The sequence below is a fragment of the Bifidobacterium tibiigranuli genome, assembly GCF_009371885.1.
Lineage (GTDB): Bacteria > Actinomycetota > Actinomycetes > Actinomycetales > Bifidobacteriaceae > Bifidobacterium > Bifidobacterium tibiigranuli.
The window spans coordinates 99,149-116,119 of record NZ_QLZA01000003.1 but is presented as its reverse complement, the minus strand read 5'-3'; the positions used below and the strand labels follow the sequence as shown (position 1 = coordinate 116,119).

Below are 16,971 nucleotides of genomic sequence, written 5' to 3'. Positions count from 1 at the left end.
GCTCAGCCCCGGCTTCCCAAGCCTGAGCTACGGCCCATCGAGCCGCCGCCTAGGCCTCCCATGCTGCCGCCCAAGCCACCGTAGCCGCCGCTGCCCAAGCCGCTGCGGCTGCCGTAGCCGCTTGTGGTGCCCGAGGTCGCGCCAGTCGCCGTGTCAGTCGAAATCAGCACCTTGTCACCGGATTTCAGGCCTGAGGTGATTTCCACCGTCGAATCGCCCTGCACACCGACTCCGACCGTCTGGGTCGTTGCCTTGCCGTCGGAGCCGATGAGTTGCACTGTGCCGGACGAGGTGTCCGAGCCGATGATCACCGCATTGCTGGGCAGATAGAGGACATTGGAAGCCGATTTGGTCGTGATGGATGCGGTGGCGGTCTGGCCGAGCTTCAGCGTGGTCGGATAATCGCTCAAGGTTATGGTGACAGGATATGTCGTCACGGAATTGGAAGTCGTGGCGGTCGGCGAGATGGCTGCGACGCTGCCGGTTCCGGTCTGCCCGCTGATGGCTGGGAAGGTGACCGTGGCCGCTTGGCCGGCCTTGATATTGGCGGCATCCGCCTCGGCGAAGTTGCCGATGATTTCCAAATTTTTGTTAGATTGCACGGTGATGACCGTGCTGCCGGAGCTGGTGGAGCTCGAAGAGGATGACGACGAGCCAGAACTGCTCGCCGTAGCAGAGCCGGATCCGCCGCTGCTACTGCCGCCGGAACCCGAAGCCGACGCAGAACCGGAGCCATTGCCCGAGCCTGAGCCCGAAGATGATCCCGAACCCGAAACCGACGAGGATCCGGAGCTGACCGCGTTGGTCGAGCCGGTGACGTTTTGCCCTACTGCATAGTTGACGGCTGTCACCATGCCATCGATGGGCGAGACGATCGCCGTATTGTCGGCATCCGACTGGGCTGTTGACAGATTCGATTGGTCGGTCGTCAGTGAGGCTTGGGCGGAGGCCACCTGCGACTGGGCCGAATAGACCTGCGCTTGGGCGGAAGCCACCTGTGAGGCCAGTGTCGAGGCTGAGCAGTTCGACGCGGAGGAACTGGAATCAGCACTCGAACCGCTGCTTGCGCGGGCTGCGCTGGTGGAGCCGCTGCCGTTGGAACCCGAGCTGCCGGTGCTGTTGACGGTCGTTGTCGTCGTCGGGCAGCCGGCGGCCTGATTCGCCTGCGCCTGTGACAAGGAGTTGCTGGCTGACGTCAATGAGGCGTTGGCTGACGATATCTGGTAGTTGGCCTGATTTACTGCGGCTTTTGCCGAATCGAGCGCCGTCGTGGCGGTGGTCGAGGTCTGCGTCGCCAGCGTTTGCCCTGCTTTGACGGTGTCGCCGACCTTGGCCGAGAGTCCGCTGATGATGCCGGAGTTGACGAATGCCAGATTGTCGACCGTCTGCGCCGTGACATTGCCCTGCGCCGACACCGTAGCCGTCACCGAGCCACGTTCGACGCTCGCCGTGCGCTGCGTGCCGATTGACGATTTCGAACGCGAATTCACTGCCGGAATCACGACCAGCCACGCCAGCAGACCAATCACGATAACAGCGATCACGGCGATAAGAATGATATTGAGCCAATTGTGTTTTTTCGCCGCGATCTGACCGCTTGCCCCGGTTTTGGCTTCCGCGCCGGCACTAGCTTTCGCGGCATCGTTTCTTGCCACGATTTAGTTATCCGCCTTAACAACGAATGAAAGCTCCCATTCGTGACAAAAAGCAATGGGAAACTGCTGAACTTTCCATGAGAAGGGCTGATTTCTGAGAAAGGCAGCAGGTATGCCCATTATTATTGTCCAAATTTTGTCCTGACTCGATGCCTGCCCCGTGCCGGCCGAGAACGCGAAAAGGCTAGGAACCTTGTGGTTCCTAGCCTTTAATGGTAGCGGGATCAGGATTTGAACCTGAGACCTCTGGGTTATGAGCCCAGCGAGCTACCGAGCTGCTCCATCCCGCGTCGGCTGCCTTCAAGCAGCTCTATATACAATAGGTGCGGAATCCTAAAAGTCAAACCGTCGGCGAGTTTCAGCGCCCAGCGAACGACTGGTAAGAGCGCCTCGCAAGTGTCCTAATCCCTTTGTGCACAAGGGCTGGGGGCAGTGAAAACGTCGAATTGACACGGCGACACGAACGGTATTCAGTGCGCCGACCGTCGCTTATCCGTGGCCCCGCGATAATAGGTATATGCCTATCAAGATCCCAAGCGGCCTGCCCGCTCGTGACATCCTCGATTCCGAGCGCATCTTCGCGCTGGAGAAGCCCGAGGCCGAACAACAACGCGTGCGTCCGCTGCGGCTTGTGATCCTTAACCTCATGCCCAAGAAGATCGAGACGGAGACCCAGCTGCTGCGGCTGATCTCCAAGTCCCCGCTGCAGGTGGATGTCGACTTCATGAAAACCTCGACGCATGAGGGCACGCATGTCAGTTCCGACCATCTGGTGAAGTTCTACGAGAACCCTGACGAGTTCGCCGACAACTACTATGACGGGCTGGTTATCACCGGCGCGCCGGTCGAGCATCTCGACTTCGAGCAGGTCGACTACTGGCCGGAGTTCAAGGAGATCGTCGACTGGGCCTCGCGCCACGTGTTCTCGACGATGTACCTGTGCTGGGGTGCGATGGGCGCGCTCAACTATCGCTACGGGGTGCACAAGGAGCTGCTGGACGAGAAGATCTTCGGCGTCTTCCCGCAGTATCTGCAGGACGAGTATTGCTTCCTGACCAATGGCTTCGACGAGATCGCCCTGCAGCCGCATTCGCGCCTCGCCGGGGTCAACGAGGCCGATGTGGCGGCCAATCCCGACTTGCAGGTGCTGACCTGGGGTCCGCAGTCCGGGCCGGGGCTGATTGCGACGCGCGACTTCTCCGAGGTCTTCGCGCTGGGCCACTGGGAGTATGGCAAGTACACCCTCGCCGAGGAATACAAGCGCGATATGGACAAGGGCATGACGAACGTGCCCTTCCCGCGCAACTACTTCCCCGACGACAACCCGAACGTGGAGCCGCCGTTCTCGTGGCGCGCGCACGCGAACCTGCTGTGGCGCAACTGGCTCAACTGGGTCTATCAGACCACGCCGTACGATCTGCGCGAGGTCCCGCAGTTGCGGGCGGAGAAGCGCCTGGGCACCGAGCGCTCGATTCGCCATGCCCCGGGCAGCCCGCGCGCGGACGGGTTCGCACCGTTCGAGGGGCGCAGGTACGGCATGGGCGGCACAATTCCCGAGTCGGCGTGACTCCTAGTACATTCGTCACGCAACGAGGCTTGTTTGCGTGACGTTGCTACTAGAAACGCATGCTCCTAGTACATTCGTCACGCAAAGTGACCGGTTTGCGTGACATTGCTACTAGGACTCTCAGGATTGGGCGGTGCGCGATACGAAAATAATGACGGCAAACGCGCGAAAGGAATGAAAAAGACCGCCAGCCCTGAATCCGAAGCTGGCGGTCTAACGTGGCTTCCGGGATGCAATCGGAAACCACAATGTTCGGTCGAAGAGTCCTGTTCGAGAAGAGGGAAGAAAAAGGCTCCCCGGCCGAAGTCTGTGGGGCGCTAGATACGCGCCGCGTACTGCGGGAATGCCGAGATCCCCGCATATTCCGCATCGCTGCCCAGACGCCCTTCGATGCGCAGGAACTGGTTGTACTTGGCGATGCGCTCGCCGCGCGCCGGAGCGCCGGATTTGATCTGCATGGTGTTCATGCCAACCGAGAGATCAGCGATCGTATCATCGGGGTTTCGCCGGAGCGGTGCGACACCTGAGTCGTGAAGTCGTTGCGGTTCGCCAGCGCGATGCACTCCAGGGTCTCCGTGACGGTGCCGATCTGGTTGAGCTTGATGAGGATGGAATCAGCCGTCTTCTCTGCGATCGCGCGCTTGAGGAAGATCGGGTTGGTGACGAAGATATCGTCGCCCATGATTTGCACCTTCTCGCCGAGCTTTGCGGTGAGCTTGGCGAAATCGCCCCAGGCGTTCTCGTCGAACGGGTCTTCGATGGAAGCGATCGGGTACTCGGCCAGCAAGGACTCGTAGTAGACCGCCATGTCGTCGGCGCTTCTTTCCTCGCCGTCGAAACGGTAGACGCCCTTCGCCTTGTCATAGAATTCGGAAGCCGCCGAGTCGAAGAGCAGCGCAATCTGCGTGCCCGGCTTGTAGCCGGCCTTTTCGATGGCCTCCATCAGCAGGTCGAAGGCTGCTTTGTTCGAAGGCAGATTCGGCGCGAAGCCGCCTTCGTCGCCCAGCGCGGTGCCCAAACCCTTGTCTTTGAGGACCTGCTTGAGCGCATGGTAGGACTCCGCGTTGGCCCGCAGCGCCTCATGATAGCTGTCGAAGCCCACGGGGGCGAACATGAACTCCTGGATGTCGACGTTCGATGAAGCTGCATGCACGCCGCCGTTGAGGACGTTCATGCAGGTGACCGGGATGATATGCCCGTTCGTGCCGCCGAAATAACGGTATAACGGCAGTTTGGCCGACTGGGCGGAAGCGCGTAGCGCTGCAAGGGAGACCCCGAGGATGGCGTTGGCACCGAGGCGCGACTTGTTGCCAGTCCCGTCAAGCCTGATGAGCGTGCGGTCGATGAGCCGCTGGTCGGCAGCGTCCAAGCCGATGACCGCCTCGGCGATTTCGGTATTGACGCTTTTGACGACATCGAGTTTGCCTAGGCCGCCGTAGCGCTTCGGGTCGCCGTCACGCTTCTCCACGGCCTCGTTCTCGCCGGTCGACGCGCCAGAGGGTATGGAGCCGAGGCCGAAGGAGCCGTCAGCCAGCAGCAGTTCGACTTCAATCGTCGGATTGCCGCGCGAATCGAGTATTTCGCGCGCATGGATATTGGTTATGTTGCTCATGGCACACACTTCCTGTCGTTCCATTTCAGGGCGGGGAGGTGCAAGCACACGCGCTTCTGCAACCCTGCAGAAGTCGTCAGCGCTCAGCGGTTCAGGCACGACGCCTAGGGTAACTTCATACCCTCATAACGAGTGTCACGATACACGCATTCACCGGTAGGTGCAAGTCGCATGCGAGGCGAGAGTGCATTCGTCGCTGTTGGAAAAGCTCGTTCCGACTTGACTTCAGCTGCAAACGGAAATGAATTCGAGGGCGTTCGGACAGCTGCTGTATCGATTGACGGCACGCTCGCCGCAGGTTGGACGGCGGCCGGATTCAGCTGGGGTTTGCCACGATCTCCCCGCTTCTTATCGTCGTCATCTTGGCAGGGGTTCTTGTGGCGGGAGTAATACTGACGGGAATCGAGCAGTCGGCGTGACTCCTAGTACATTCGTCACGCAACGAGACTTGTTTGCGTGACGTTGCTACTAGAAACGCATGCTCCTAGTACGTTTGTCACGCAAAGTGACCGGTTTGCGTGACAAACGTACTAGGACTCTCAGGATTGGGGCGTGGAGCGCGAGACGATGGATGCGAAGCATAGAACATAGAACATGGGGCACGAATCAGGCGCGCGACAACGTGCCGATGACGCAATGACCACTATGCGACCCGCGCAGGGTGCGAAGTGACCACTATGTGGTCATCTTTGGCAATCCATCGTTTCTTTTACACGCTCAGACACGCTTATACGCTCTCAGACACGCCCATACACGCCATGTGTGCGCCCAGTCAACACCCGGCGCACTCTCGAACGACACCCAAGCGTCGCCTGCGCAGAAACGCCGTGCGCCGCTTGCCCCGCAAGGGCTGCGGGAAACTTGCCCATTCACGTCGTATGATTGCCTGATATCGGCCACACCGTGGTTACGGCTACGCATGCGCCCGCAGGCAATGAGCGGGCAATGAAATGGCTTGCGCTGTAGCTAGGATATGACCATGACGCAGGTAACCGGGACGTTACATCGTTTCGGCAATGAGGTCTAGACTGAAAGCTGTTGTAAACAGCAGGTTAGGAGGAATGGATGATTGGTGTGAGCGGGGTAGGGATATCACTCGCGGCCGGCTCCTTCCAGGTGCCGAGCGTCGACGAGTTCATGCCTCCCGAGATCCTGTTCCAAGGGACTCCTTTCGCGTTGAACCGCATTATCATCGTCCGTCTTATCGCGACGGTCGTGCTGCTGCTGATGCTGGGCATCACGGCGGCGCGGGCCAAGCTCATTCCCGGGCGCTGGCAAGGCGCCATCGAATGGCTTATCGAGTTCATCCGAGACAACATTGTCTATCAGGTCATGGGCGAGCTGCGCGGCAAGCAGTATGTGCCGATGATCACGACGCTGTTCATGACCATCTTCGTGTTCAATCTGTGCGGCATCATCCCGGGTCTGAACATCGCGGCGACGGCGACCATCACCATGCCGCTGCTGTTCGCGCTGTGGGCGTTCGCCCAGTATTGGGTTGCGGCGGTGAAGGGCAAGGGCCTGGGCAAGTTCCTCAAGGACGAGCTGCTTCCGGCCGGCGTCCCGTGGCCCATCTACATCATCCTGGTGCCGATGCAGCTGCTCGACATCGTGCTGATCCGGCCATTCTCGCTGACCATTCGACTCTTCGCGAACATGATCTCCGGGCATATCCTTGTGGCGCTGTGCTTCGCCGCCACGCAGTTCTTCCTCATCGACGCCGCGAACAAGGCGTTCATCGGGCTTGGCGCGGTCACCTTCGTGGCCGGCTTCGTCATGACGCTGTTCGAGGCCTTCGTGGCCGCCATCCAGGCGTTCATCTTCGCCACGCTGAGCGCGGTGTACATCAATCTCAGCTATCCGGAATGAGTTTCATCCGGCAATAACCAGCTGTAACAGTTTTCCACAATGTGACTTAGTCGAGAACCATAAGAAAGGAAACACAACCATGGATCTCATCACACTCGCCGAGGTTTCCGGCAATCTCAGCACCATCGGCTACGGCCTCGCGGCTATCGGCCCCGGCATCGGCATCGGCATCGTCTTCGGCAAGGCCATCGAGTCTACAGCTCGCCAGCCTGAGCTCGGCGGTCGTATCCAGACCCTGATGTGGCTCGGCTTCGGCCTTATCGAGATTCTTGCGCTCCTGGGCTTCATCGCCTTCTTCATCATGAAGTAAGCGCAGCTGATCGGTAACGGATCGGCTGTGTGCCGACATGAGTGACACGAAAGGAGGCAGGTATGCGTACTGAAGCTGCCGGAGGCATTCAACTGTTTTTGCCTGAGACATATGATCTGGTGTGGTCGGCTATCGTGCTGGTCATCATCGCAGTGTTCTTCTACAAGTTCTTCCTGCCGAAATTCCAATCGGTCTTTGACGAACGCGCCAAGAAGATCGAAGGCGGCATCGCCAATGCCGAGAAGACCCAGAAGGAAGCCGACGAAGCCAAGCGCAAGTACGAGGAGCAGCTGAATACTGCACGCGTCGAGGCGTCGAAGATTCGTGACGATGCGCGGTCCGAGGCTTCGCACATCATCGGCGACGCCCGCACGAAGGCTGAAGGCGAGGCCGCGCAGATTACGGCCAATGCCCAGCGTTCCTTGCAGACGCAGCAGCAGCAGGCGATGGTCAAGCTCAGGGGCGAGGTCGGCACATTGGCGACCGCGCTTGCAGGCAAGATCCTCGGCTCCAAGCTCGCCGACAACTCGGTGCAATCGACCATGCTTGACCAGATGATCGACGACCTGTCGGGTGACGATCGGTGAGCGGAAACGAGGTGAGGCATGCGTGGTGAAGCTTCACGCCTAGCGGATCGCAAATCCCGCGATTCGTTCGCGGCGCAGTTCAGCGGCATCGGCGAGGATACGTGGCGCATCGGCAACGAGCTGTTCTCTATCACCGCCCTGCTCGACGGCAACGCGGCGCTTGAGCATGCGCTCACCGAGGCTTCGCGCTCCAACGAGGACAAGATGGCCTTGCTGCGCGGCATATTCGGCGATCAGGCCCATGAGTTCACGATGACGATCCTCGCGGATCTCGTCAAGCGCCCGTGGAGCCGGTCGGCGGATATCGCGAATGCAGTCGAGGACTTCGGCGTGGACGCGATGATGTACTACGCGGACCACACCGACAGCACCGCACAGGTTTCCATCGAGCTCGCCGAGCTGCACTCGGCCCTGATCGATCTGCCTGTGGTGCGTGCTCGCCTGCAGGATGAGCGCGCGAATTCCGATGCCCGGGTCAAGCTGCTGCATGACATCCTGGACGGCAGCGGCTTCAACATAGTCACGCTGCGTCTTGCGGAGCACGCGACCGCCAACCTGCGCAAACGTCGCTATCTGTCCACCATCCAATGGCTTATCGGCAAATTCTCCCGGCATATGGGTCAATCGCTGGTCACGGTCACGACGGCGACGCATTTGAGCGACGAGCAGATTGCGAAGCTGGTCGATGTCTATTCGGCCAAGCTGGGCCGCCCGGTGCATGTCAACGCCGTGGTCGATGCCTCCGTGATTGGCGGCATGCGCATCCAGGTGGGCGAGGAAGTCACCGACAATACGGTGCTTGCTCAGCTGCGGCACCTGCAGGACACCGTGAAAGTCGGCGTCTGACAATGAGACTTACCAGTCAACACAACATCAATAAGGAGTGATCATGGCAGAACTTACCATCGATCCCGCCGCGGTACGCAAGGCGCTCGACGATTTCGTCGAGTCGTACACGCCGTCGGACACCCCCACCCAAGAGGTGGGCTACGTGGCCACGGCTGGCGACGGCATTGCGCACGTGGCAGGACTGCCTGGTTGCATGGCGAACGAGCTGCTGACCTTCGAGGACGGCACGCTCGGTCTGGCGATGAACCTCGACGCCAGGGAAATCGGCGTGGTGATTCTCGGCGACTTCGCCGGCATCGAGGAAGGCCAGGAAGTGCGCCGCACCGGCGAAGTGCTTTCCGTGCCGGTCGGCGACGGCTACTTGGGCCGCACGGTCGACCCGCTGGGCAACCCCATCGACGGCCTGGGCGAAATCGCGAGCGAAGGACGACGCATCCTTGAGGCGCAGGCCCCGGATGTGATGCACCGCCACCCGGTCGAGGAACCGCTGTCGACGGGCCTGAAGGCCATCGACGCGATGACCCCGGTCGGTCGCGGACAGCGCCAGCTCATCATCGGCGATCGCCAGACCGGCAAGACGGCCATCGCGATCGATACGATCATCAACCAGAAGGACAACTGGAAGACCGGCGACCCGAAGAAGCAGGTGCGCTGCATCTACGTCGCCATCGGCCAGAAGGGCTCGACCATCGCTTCGGTGCGTCAGAGCCTTGAGGAATCCGGCGCGATGGAGTACACGACGATCGTGGCCAGCCCGGCTTCCGATTCCGCAGGCTTCAAGTACATCGCCCCGTACACCGGCTCGGCCATCGGCCAGCACTGGATGTACCACGGCAAGCATGTGCTCATCGTCTTCGACGACCTGTCCAAAGAGGCAGAGGCGTATCGCTCGATCTCGCTGCTGCTGCGTCGCCCGCCGGGGCGCGAGGCGTACCCTGGCGACGTGTTCTACCTGCATTCCCGTCTGCTCGAGCGCTGCGCCAAGCTCTCCGACGATCTGGGCGGGGGTTCGATGACCGGTCTGCCGATCATCGAAACGAAGGCGAACGATGTGTCCGCCTACATTCCGACCAACGTGATCTCGATCACTGACGGCCAGATCTTCCTGCAGTCCGATCTGTTCAACGCCAATCAGCGCCCGGCTGTCGATGTGGGCATCTCGGTGTCCCGAGTCGGCGGCGCCGCGCAGACCAAGGCCTTGAAGAAGGTCTCCGGCACGCTGAAAATCTCGCTGGCGCAGTACCGCTCGCTTGAGTCCTTCGCCATGTTCGCCTCCGACTTGGATGCGGCCTCCAAGGCCCAGCTGACTCGTGGCGCGCGCCTGACCGAACTGCTCAAGCAGCCGCAGTTCTCGCCCTTCCCCATGGAGAACGAGGTCGTGTCGGTTTGGGTCGGCACGCACGGCAAGCTCGACGATCTCGACATCGAAGATGTGCTGCCCTTCGAAAAGGGCATGCTCGACTACCTCGACCACAACACGGATATCCTAAAGACCATCCGTGAGACCGAGGACTTCACCGCTGAGACGGAGAAGGCGCTGGATGCGGCCATTGACAAGTTCCGCACGACTTACGTGACGAAGGCCGGCAAGCCGCTCGTCGAGAAGAAGCCGGATGCTGTCAAGCCGACCGAGGTGGAGCAGGAGCAGTTCATCGCGGGAGAGAAGAAGTAAGCAATGGCCTCCCAACTTGCACTGAAATCAAGAATCAACTCCACCACGTCGCTCGGCAAGATCTTCAACGCCCAGGAGATGATCGCGTCCTCGCATATCGCGAAGGCGCGTAACGTGGCCCTGAATGCCAAGCCGTACACGGACGCGATTTTCGATGCGGTGCAGGCGCTGGCTGCGCATACCCATATCGACCATCCGATCATGAAGACGCATGATCGCGGGGACGGTCACGCTCGCGTCGCCGTTCTCGCGCTGACCGCCGATCGCGGCATGGCCGGCGCTTACACCTCCTCGATCATTCGTGAAACCGAAGGACTGCTTGCGCATCTCGACAGCGAAGGCAAGGATCCGCAGCTCTACGTCTACGGACGTCGTGGCGTCTCCTACTACAAGTACCGCAACCGCGATGTGGCCGGCACTTGGGATGGCGACAGCGATCACCCGGGCGTAGAAGTGGCCGAGTCCATCTCGTCCGCGCTGATGGACGCCTATATGAAGCCCGAAGACGAGCATGGAGTCAGTGAGCTCTATGTCGTCTTCACGGAATTCGTGAACATGGTGGTCCAGAAGGTCCGCGTGCTGCGCATGCTTCCTGTGGAGCTGATTCGCCCGGCTGTGGATACCTCCGACGGCATCACGATGGCCGAGCTGGCTGAACCTGACGATGCGGACGATCCGGCCAGCGAAGTCTCGCCGCTCTACTCCTTCGAGCCGAGCGTCGACGAGGTGCTGGATGCGATTCTGCCCAAGTACATCCAGTCGCGCATCCACGAATGCCTGCTCACCGCAGCGGCTTCCGAGACCGCAAGCAGGCAGAACGCCATGCATACGGCCACGGATAACGCCAACAATCTGATCGACAGCCTGACCCGCGAGCTCAACGCTTCCCGCCAAGCGGCCATCACCCAAGAACTTACCGAAATCATCGGCAGCGCCGACGCGCTGAACAAAGAGGAAGAGTAGGAACGCATATGGCTGATAACCAGACCACAGCGGCTCCCGAGGACACGGCGCAAGAGTCGAGTGCGGGGCGCATCACACGCGTCACGGGCTCGGTCATCGACGTCGAATTCCCGGTCGGCCACCTGCCCGATATCTACAATGCCCTGAAGGCCGAGATCAGCGGTGTCGGCCACACCGAGGGCAACACCGCCACGCACATCACCTTGGAGGTGGAGCAGCAGATCGGCGACTCGACAGTCCGTACGGTGGCGCTCAAGCCTACTGACGGCTTGGTGCGCGGCTCAAAGGTCATCGACACCGGCGGCCCCATCAAGGTGCCGGTCGGCGACGTGACCAAGGGCCACGTGTTCGACGTCTCGGGCAACATCCTCAACAAGAAGGATGGCGAAGTCGCCGAAATCACGGAGCGCTGGCCTATCCACCGCAATCCGCCGGCTTTCGATCAGCTCGAATCGCGCACTCAGATGTTCGAGACGGGCATCAAGGTCATCGACCTGCTCACCCCGTATGTGCAGGGCGGCAAGATCGGCCTGTTCGGCGGCGCTGGCGTGGGCAAGACCGTGCTCATCCAGGAGATGATCCAGCGCGTGGCGCAGAACCACGGCGGCGTCTCCGTGTTCGCCGGCGTCGGCGAGCGTACCCGTGAGGGCAACGATCTGATCGGCGAAATGCAGGAGGCTGGCGTCCTTGAGAAGACCGCGCTGGTCTTCGGACAGATGGACGAACCGCCAGGAACGCGTCTGCGCGTGCCGCTGACCGCGTTGACGATGGCCGAGTACTTCCGCGACGTGCAGAATCAGGATGTGCTGCTCTTCATCGACAACATCTTCCGCTTCACGCAGGCCGGCTCCGAGGTCTCCACGCTGCTGGGCCGTATGCCTTCCGCCGTGGGCTACCAGCCGAATCTGGCCGACGAGATGGGCTCCCTGCAGGAGCGCATCACCTCGACCCGTGGCCACTCGATCACCTCGCTGCAGGCCATCTACGTGCCCGCCGACGATTACACCGACCCGGCCCCGGCTACGACCTTCGCCCACTTGGACGCCACCACCGAGCTGTCTCGCGACATCGCCTCGAAGGGCATCTACCCGGCCGTCGACCCGCTGGGCTCCACCTCGCGAATCCTCGATCCGCGTTACGTGGGCCAGTCGCACTACGACTGCGCGAACCGCGTCAAGGCGATTCTGCAGCGCAACAAGGAGCTGCAGGACATCATCGCCCTGATCGGCATCGACGAGCTGAGCGAGGAAGACAAGACCATTGTGAACCGCGCGCGCAAGATCGAGCAGTTCCTCGGCCAGAACTTCTACGTGGCCGAGAAGTTCACCGGCCGCGAGGGCTCCTACGTGCCGGCCGACGAGACCATCGAAGCCTTCACCCGCATCTGCGACGGCGTGTATGACGACGTCTCCGAGCAGGCGTTCTCCGGCATCGGCGGCATCGACGACCTTGAGAAGAAGTGGCACGATATGAAGCAGGAATTCGGTGCGTGATGGCCGATAAGAAAGTCCTGCAGGTCAACATGGTCGCGGCCGATCACCCCGTGTGGTCGGGCACGGCCACCTCGGTGACCATCCCTGGCACTGAGGGCCAGATGGGCATTCTGCCCGATCACGAGCCGCTGCTTTCGATTATCAAGGGCGGCACCGTGAGCGTGGTGGACCCCAGCGGCGAACGCCACTCCTTCGAGGTCGCCGATGGATTCATCTCCTTCGACTCGAACAAGCTGACGATCGCGGTCGAACGCGGTCGTGACGTGGTCAGAACCTCCGGAGCCGACTAAGCGCATTTGCTTCGTCTTCATAGCAATGTGGCCCGCAGCACGTGAATGAACGTGCTGCGGGCCACATTTGTTTTGGATGGGGCTTAGTACCGGGGGAGTCTGGCCGGTCGGGTTGCTTGCCTTATTCGCTCGACTGTGCCTATTCGCTCGACACGGCGTCGAGCACGGGCTTCTTGAGCGCGCGGCTCGCGGGGGAGACGCTGGCGATGAGGCCGACCACCACGGCGAGTACCAAGAAAATGACGAGCTGGCTCCACGGTATGCTCAGCTTCTCCAACCCGCTGCTCTTGTAGACGGAGCGAATCATCGCGCCGGCGCCCGTTCCGATCAGGAGCCCCAGCAGTGTGCCGAAGACGGAGATAATCACGGCTTCGATGGCCAGCATGCCGCGAACCTGCCCGCGCGAGGTGCCGATGGCGCGCAGCAGGCCGATCTCCCTGGTCCGTTCGGAAACGCTGAGGGCCAGCGTGTTCACGATGCCGAAGATTGCGATGATAATCGACAGCGCGAGCAGCGCGTAGAGAATCATCAGAATCTGGTTGACCATCGAGCTCGTCGTGGACTTGTATTCGTCGTGGTCCATGACCGTGACCACGTAATAGGGCTTGACGGCCTTGAGCAGACGCTCGTGGAGCGCGGTGAGGTCTTCTCCGGGCTTGGCGATGACGAAGAGGTTGCGCGCAATCTGCATCTGGCTGTCGGAAAGGTCATTCGCCATCGTGTCGCTCATGTAGATGCCGCCGGCATAGGCCGAATTGGTGACGATGGCACCGACCTTGACCGGCTGCTCCTTGGTGACGGATTTGGTTTTCACGAGCGTGGCCGGGTCGACGTTCTTCGCCTCGTTCATGGCCTGCTGCGCGCCCGCCTTGTCTCCGGCGGCCATGCGCTGCTGGACTTCGGCCTGCACTTGGGTCTGGTAGCCGGCCTGCGCCTGCTTGGTGGCCTCTTCGTCGATGACGGTGCTGGTGGCCGAGACGGTTATGGTGTCGCCGACCTTCCAGTTGTTGTCATTGGCGATGTTCTTGGCCACGACGAGCTTGCCTGCTGCGATGGCCTGCTCGGCGCTGCCGCCCGTGGTGGTGGCGGCGAACACTTCGGAGAACATTGCGGCGGGCGTGGCGGTGGTTATGGCTGAGTCGATGGACTTGCCGTTGTATTTGACACCCATGACCATGCGATTCGTGACGGTTGACTTCACGCCGCTGGTTTTGCCGATTGCATCAATCGCGCCCTGCGGCAGCCTGCCATAGGAAGCCGAGCTGACGGCGAAGTCCGCTTTCAGCCCTGTATCGATGATATCGGCCACGGAGGCCTTGGCGGAGGCTGCAACGACGCCGAGACAGCTGACGATCGCGACGCCGACGAACAGCGCGGCGGCCGTGTTGGCAATGCGTCGCTTGGAGCGCGAGAGATTGCGCGTGGCGAGCCGCCCGGTCACGCGGAAAATGTGCGAGGGCAGCCACCCAAGCGCCGAGCCGGCCGGCCTGACCAGCGCGGGCCCGAGCACGATGGCGCCGATGACCAGCAGCGCCGCGCCGAATCCCAGCGGGAAGCCAGTGGCGATGTCATTGACGCCCTTCCACGGCGTGGGGCCGTTGCCGCCTGCCGTAGCGAGCGCCTGCGTGAACGCCCATGAGGCGAGGCCCAGTGCGCACATCACCGCGCCGATGATGCCGCGCAGCGTCACGGATTTTTCAGGATTGACCGTCTCATTCATCGCCTGTATAGGCGGCGCCAAGGCCGCGTCACGTGCCGGAATGGCCGCGCCAAGCAGCGAGACGATCAGCCCGACAGCCATGCCGATTGCCATGCCGCTTACGGTGGGATTGCTCTGGCCGCTCAGCGGCGTGCCGGCCTGCGCGAGCCCGACGACGATGAGCTTGATGATGCCCCAGCCCAGCCCGGTGCCGATGCCGGAGCCCACGATTCCTAAGATAACCGCCTGGATGATGACGGTGGAGAACACCTGCCGGGGTGAAGCGCCGACGGAGCGCAGCAGGGCATAGCCGCGCATCGATTCGCGCACGATCATGGCGAAGGTGTTCGCGATGATGAAGGAGCCCACGAACAGCGCGATGATGGCGAAGATCAGGATAAGCGGCTGAATGAAGCCCATCGCGTCCTGAATGGACTTCGTCGCCTCCTTGCGCACCTCATCGCCGGTGACGGCGTGCGCGCGCGAGCCGGCGGGAAGCGCCTTGTTGATATTGTCGGCCAGCTGCTGCTGGGCCTGGTTGCTCAGCGGGGTCGAAGCGTTGCCATACACGCCGATAAGCGCCGAGGTGTTCGGATCGGGCGCCGTCGCGGCATAGTAGTGCCGGGCCACCGACGGGTCGACGCCGATGATGATAGCGCCCGCCTGGCTCGTCTGCGTGGTGAAGATGCCGGAGACGGTGACTTTCTTCGGGCCATCCTCGTAGACGATGGTGGTGGTGTCGCCCACTTTCAGCTTCGCCTTGTCAGCGGCGAACTGGTGCAGCGCGATTTCGTTCTCGCCCTTCGGATAGCTGCCGGCAGTGAAATGCGCCGAACGCCAAGGCTCGCTGCTGCTCATGCCGATGGCCATCGTGGGTGCGCCCATAGTCGATACGGCGTTGCCGTCGTGGTCCACCAGCACCGTGCCGGTGATAGTGGCGGTGGCGCTCGCCGAGGAGACGCCTTCGACCTTCGCGATGGTGGTGGCCAGGCTGTTGTCGATCTGGTTGTAGTTCTCGCCCGCGCCACCGCCTCCCATCGACATGGCGCTGCTGTCCTTGGCTTTGTCGACGCCGCGCACGTACACATCGTGGTCGGAGTTGGTCGCCATCATGGTGGAGACCTGGGTGTTGAGCATCTCGCGGAAGCAGAACGAGCCGACCACGAAGGCCACGCCAAGGGCGATGGCGATGATCGACATGATGAAGCGGCCGAAATGGCTTCTGGCGTCACGCAGTCCGATTCGAATCATAGGGAGGCCTCGCTGGGATTGGTGGAGGTAGTGGGCTGGGTGGGTTGTTCGTCGTCGCCTTCAGAAGCGAATACTTGAAGAATCTGCTCGTAGGAGGGCTCGTGCATATCCTGGGTGATCTGGCCGTCGGCGAGCACGAGCACGCGGTTCGCGTAGGAGGCGGCGCGCGGGTCGTGGGTCACCATCACGATGCTCTGGCCGTACTCGCGCACGGAATCCTGCAGGAAGCTCAGCACCTCGCGGCTTGAGCGCGAGTCGAGGTTGCCGGTGGGCTCGTCGGCGAAGATGACGGAGGGCCGGGCCATCATGGCGCGGGCGCACGCCACGCGCTGCTGCTGGCCACCGGAGAGCTGGCTGGGCCGGTGCCCCAGACGCTGCTTCAGCCCGACAACGCGCACGATCTGGTCGAACCAGGCGCGGTCGATGGGCTTGCGTGATATCTGCAGCGGGAGGAGGATGTTTTCCTCGGCGGTGAGCGTCGGCACCAGATTGAACGACTGGAAGATGAAGCCGATCTCCTTGCGGCGCAGATCGGTGAGCTGGCGCTGGTTCATGGCTGAGACCTCCAGCCCTTCCACGAAGACCTGTCCGGATGTGGGCGTGTCCAAGCCCGCCATGCAATGCATCAGCGTTGATTTGCCGGATCCCGAAGGGCCCATGATCGCAGTCATCTGGCCGCGCCCGAATTCCACATTCACATGGTCGAGCGCGGTGACGACGGCATCCTTGGTCCCGTAGGTCTTGCTCAGATTGGCGGCGTAGGCCACAACGCCGTCATCGTTGTGACTGACTGAGTTGTGCGTACCGGTCGCGTTGATGCGTTTGGTGCTGTCGGATATGGCCGCGCCGCCCGCCTCGCGTGCAGTGCTCGCAGAGCTCGCAGTGAGTGACGTGTCCGTGCTGGTTGGTGTGTGCGCCGAGTGCCGTGCCATGATTTCCATTCTCGTGAGAGGTGCTGTGCGACTGTCCTGTGTGAGCTCTTGCGTTGCAGCTGTGCAGTATGACAGCGTTCAAGCCTTGCATCGCTAAGCATTACGGTACTGCAGTGTTACAGCGCTGCAGCAATGTTGCCCTCTGCAATCTGCAATGCGGTGACGAAGTGGTGCCGTTATTGTGAGATGTCTTGCGTGGGTGCCGTCGTGTTGTGATGGCTC

At 61.5% G+C, this 16,971-nt stretch carries 12 protein-coding genes, 1 tRNA gene, 1 pseudogene and 1 riboswitch; of the genes and pseudogenes, 9 read left to right on the top strand and 5 right to left on the bottom strand.

Annotated features, from left to right (window positions below; all coding sequences use genetic code 11):
* Nucleotides 1-2: 2 nt before the first annotated feature.
* Nucleotides 3-1,655, bottom strand: coding sequence for an efflux RND transporter periplasmic adaptor subunit (locus DDF78_RS03370; RefSeq protein WP_152580379.1), 1,653 nt, complete (start codon nucleotides 1,653-1,655; stop codon nucleotides 3-5).
* 213 nt (nucleotides 1,656-1,868) lie between these two features.
* Nucleotides 1,869-1,945, bottom strand: a tRNA-Met gene (locus tag DDF78_RS03365).
* Between the two features lie 227 nt (nucleotides 1,946-2,172).
* On the opposite strand from DDF78_RS03365, the gene DDF78_RS03360 reads away from it, so the two are divergent.
* Complete coding sequence (locus tag DDF78_RS03360; RefSeq protein ID WP_152580378.1) at nucleotides 2,173-3,222, top strand: homoserine O-succinyltransferase; 1,050 nt, start codon at nucleotides 2,173-2,175, stop codon at nucleotides 3,220-3,222.
* A gap of 317 nt (nucleotides 3,223-3,539) precedes the next feature.
* On the opposite strand, the pseudogene eno reads toward DDF78_RS03360, so the two are convergent.
* Nucleotides 3,540-4,834, bottom strand: a pseudogene (gene eno, locus DDF78_RS03355) (phosphopyruvate hydratase).
* A gap of 60 nt (nucleotides 4,835-4,894) precedes the next feature.
* A riboswitch (Fluoride riboswitch) is annotated at nucleotides 4,895-4,966 on the bottom strand.
* 933 nt (nucleotides 4,967-5,899) lie between these two features.
* Here eno and atpB point away from each other — a divergent pair.
* The 8 genes from atpB to DDF78_RS03315 all read left to right on the top strand — a co-directional run bounded on the left by atpB (nucleotide 5,900) and on the right by DDF78_RS03315 (nucleotide 12,867).
* Nucleotides 5,900-6,703 (top strand): F0F1 ATP synthase subunit A, encoded by an 804-nt coding sequence (gene atpB / locus DDF78_RS03350; RefSeq protein ID WP_152580377.1) that lies wholly within the window; start codon nucleotides 5,900-5,902, stop codon nucleotides 6,701-6,703.
* A gap of 79 nt (nucleotides 6,704-6,782) precedes the next feature.
* On the top strand, nucleotides 6,783-7,013 hold the full coding sequence (gene atpE, locus DDF78_RS03345) for an ATP synthase F0 subunit C (protein WP_152580376.1): 231 nt from the start codon (nucleotides 6,783-6,785) through the stop codon (nucleotides 7,011-7,013).
* Nucleotides 7,014-7,075: 62 nt separating this feature from the next.
* On the top strand, nucleotides 7,076-7,600 hold the full coding sequence (locus DDF78_RS03340; protein WP_152580375.1) for a F0F1 ATP synthase subunit B: 525 nt from the start codon (nucleotides 7,076-7,078) through the stop codon (nucleotides 7,598-7,600).
* An 18-nt stretch (nucleotides 7,601-7,618) separates the two neighbouring features.
* Nucleotides 7,619-8,446: a F0F1 ATP synthase subunit delta gene (locus DDF78_RS03335; protein ID WP_152580374.1), complete on the top strand. Its 828-nt coding sequence runs from the start codon at nucleotides 7,619-7,621 to the stop codon at nucleotides 8,444-8,446.
* A gap of 43 nt (nucleotides 8,447-8,489) precedes the next feature.
* A complete protein-coding gene (gene atpA, locus DDF78_RS03330) occupies nucleotides 8,490-10,121 on the top strand; it encodes a F0F1 ATP synthase subunit alpha (protein ID WP_152580373.1) in 1,632 nt (543 codons plus the stop codon).
* Between the two features lie 3 nt (nucleotides 10,122-10,124).
* The gene (locus tag DDF78_RS03325) at nucleotides 10,125-11,084 is read left to right on the top strand and encodes a F0F1 ATP synthase subunit gamma (RefSeq protein WP_152580372.1); all 960 of its coding nucleotides are present in this window, start codon (nucleotides 10,125-10,127) and stop codon (nucleotides 11,082-11,084) included.
* Nucleotides 11,085-11,092: 8 nt separating this feature from the next.
* Nucleotides 11,093-12,577: a F0F1 ATP synthase subunit beta gene (gene atpD / locus DDF78_RS03320; protein WP_152580371.1), complete on the top strand. Its 1,485-nt coding sequence runs from the start codon at nucleotides 11,093-11,095 to the stop codon at nucleotides 12,575-12,577.
* Nucleotides 12,577-12,867, top strand: a complete 291-nt coding sequence (locus DDF78_RS03315; RefSeq protein ID WP_162000673.1) for a F0F1 ATP synthase subunit epsilon — start codon at nucleotides 12,577-12,579, stop codon at nucleotides 12,865-12,867. The genes atpD and DDF78_RS03315 overlap by 1 nt, the downstream gene beginning before the upstream one ends.
* A gap of 139 nt (nucleotides 12,868-13,006) precedes the next feature.
* On the opposite strand, the gene DDF78_RS03310 is transcribed toward DDF78_RS03315, so the two are convergent.
* Both DDF78_RS03310 and DDF78_RS03305 read right to left on the bottom strand, forming a co-directional pair.
* Nucleotides 13,007-15,817: an ABC transporter permease gene (locus DDF78_RS03310; protein ID WP_152580369.1), complete on the bottom strand. Its 2,811-nt coding sequence runs from the start codon at nucleotides 15,815-15,817 to the stop codon at nucleotides 13,007-13,009.
* On the bottom strand, nucleotides 15,814-16,749 hold the full coding sequence (locus DDF78_RS03305) for an ABC transporter ATP-binding protein (RefSeq protein WP_152580368.1): 936 nt from the start codon (nucleotides 16,747-16,749) through the stop codon (nucleotides 15,814-15,816). Before DDF78_RS03305 ends, DDF78_RS03310 begins: the two co-directional genes overlap by 4 nt.
* Between the last annotated feature and the right edge of the window lie 222 nt (nucleotides 16,750-16,971).

Bases quoted from the DNA above. Each gene is read 5' to 3' on its own strand.
- DDF78_RS03305 (WP_152580368.1), bottom strand. From the start codon at position 16,749: ATGGCACGGCACTCGGCGCACACACCAACCAGCACGGACACGTCACTC.
- DDF78_RS03310 (WP_152580369.1), bottom strand. From the start codon at position 15,817: ATGATTCGAATCGGACTGCGTGACGCCAGAAGCCATTTCGGCCGCTTC.
- atpA (WP_152580373.1), top strand. From the start codon at position 8,490: ATGGCAGAACTTACCATCGATCCCGCCGCGGTACGCAAGGCGCTCGAC.
- atpB (WP_152580377.1), top strand. From the start codon at position 5,900: ATGATTGGTGTGAGCGGGGTAGGGATATCACTCGCGGCCGGCTCCTTC.
- DDF78_RS03315 (WP_162000673.1), top strand. From the start codon at position 12,577: ATGGCCGATAAGAAAGTCCTGCAGGTCAACATGGTCGCGGCCGATCAC.
- DDF78_RS03325 (WP_152580372.1), top strand. From the start codon at position 10,125: ATGGCCTCCCAACTTGCACTGAAATCAAGAATCAACTCCACCACGTCG.
- DDF78_RS03360 (WP_152580378.1), top strand. From the start codon at position 2,173: ATGCCTATCAAGATCCCAAGCGGCCTGCCCGCTCGTGACATCCTCGAT.
- atpD (WP_152580371.1), top strand. From the start codon at position 11,093: ATGGCTGATAACCAGACCACAGCGGCTCCCGAGGACACGGCGCAAGAG.
- DDF78_RS03335 (WP_152580374.1), top strand. From the start codon at position 7,619: ATGCGTGGTGAAGCTTCACGCCTAGCGGATCGCAAATCCCGCGATTCG.
- DDF78_RS03340 (WP_152580375.1), top strand. From the start codon at position 7,076: ATGCGTACTGAAGCTGCCGGAGGCATTCAACTGTTTTTGCCTGAGACA.
- atpE (WP_152580376.1), top strand. From the start codon at position 6,783: ATGGATCTCATCACACTCGCCGAGGTTTCCGGCAATCTCAGCACCATC.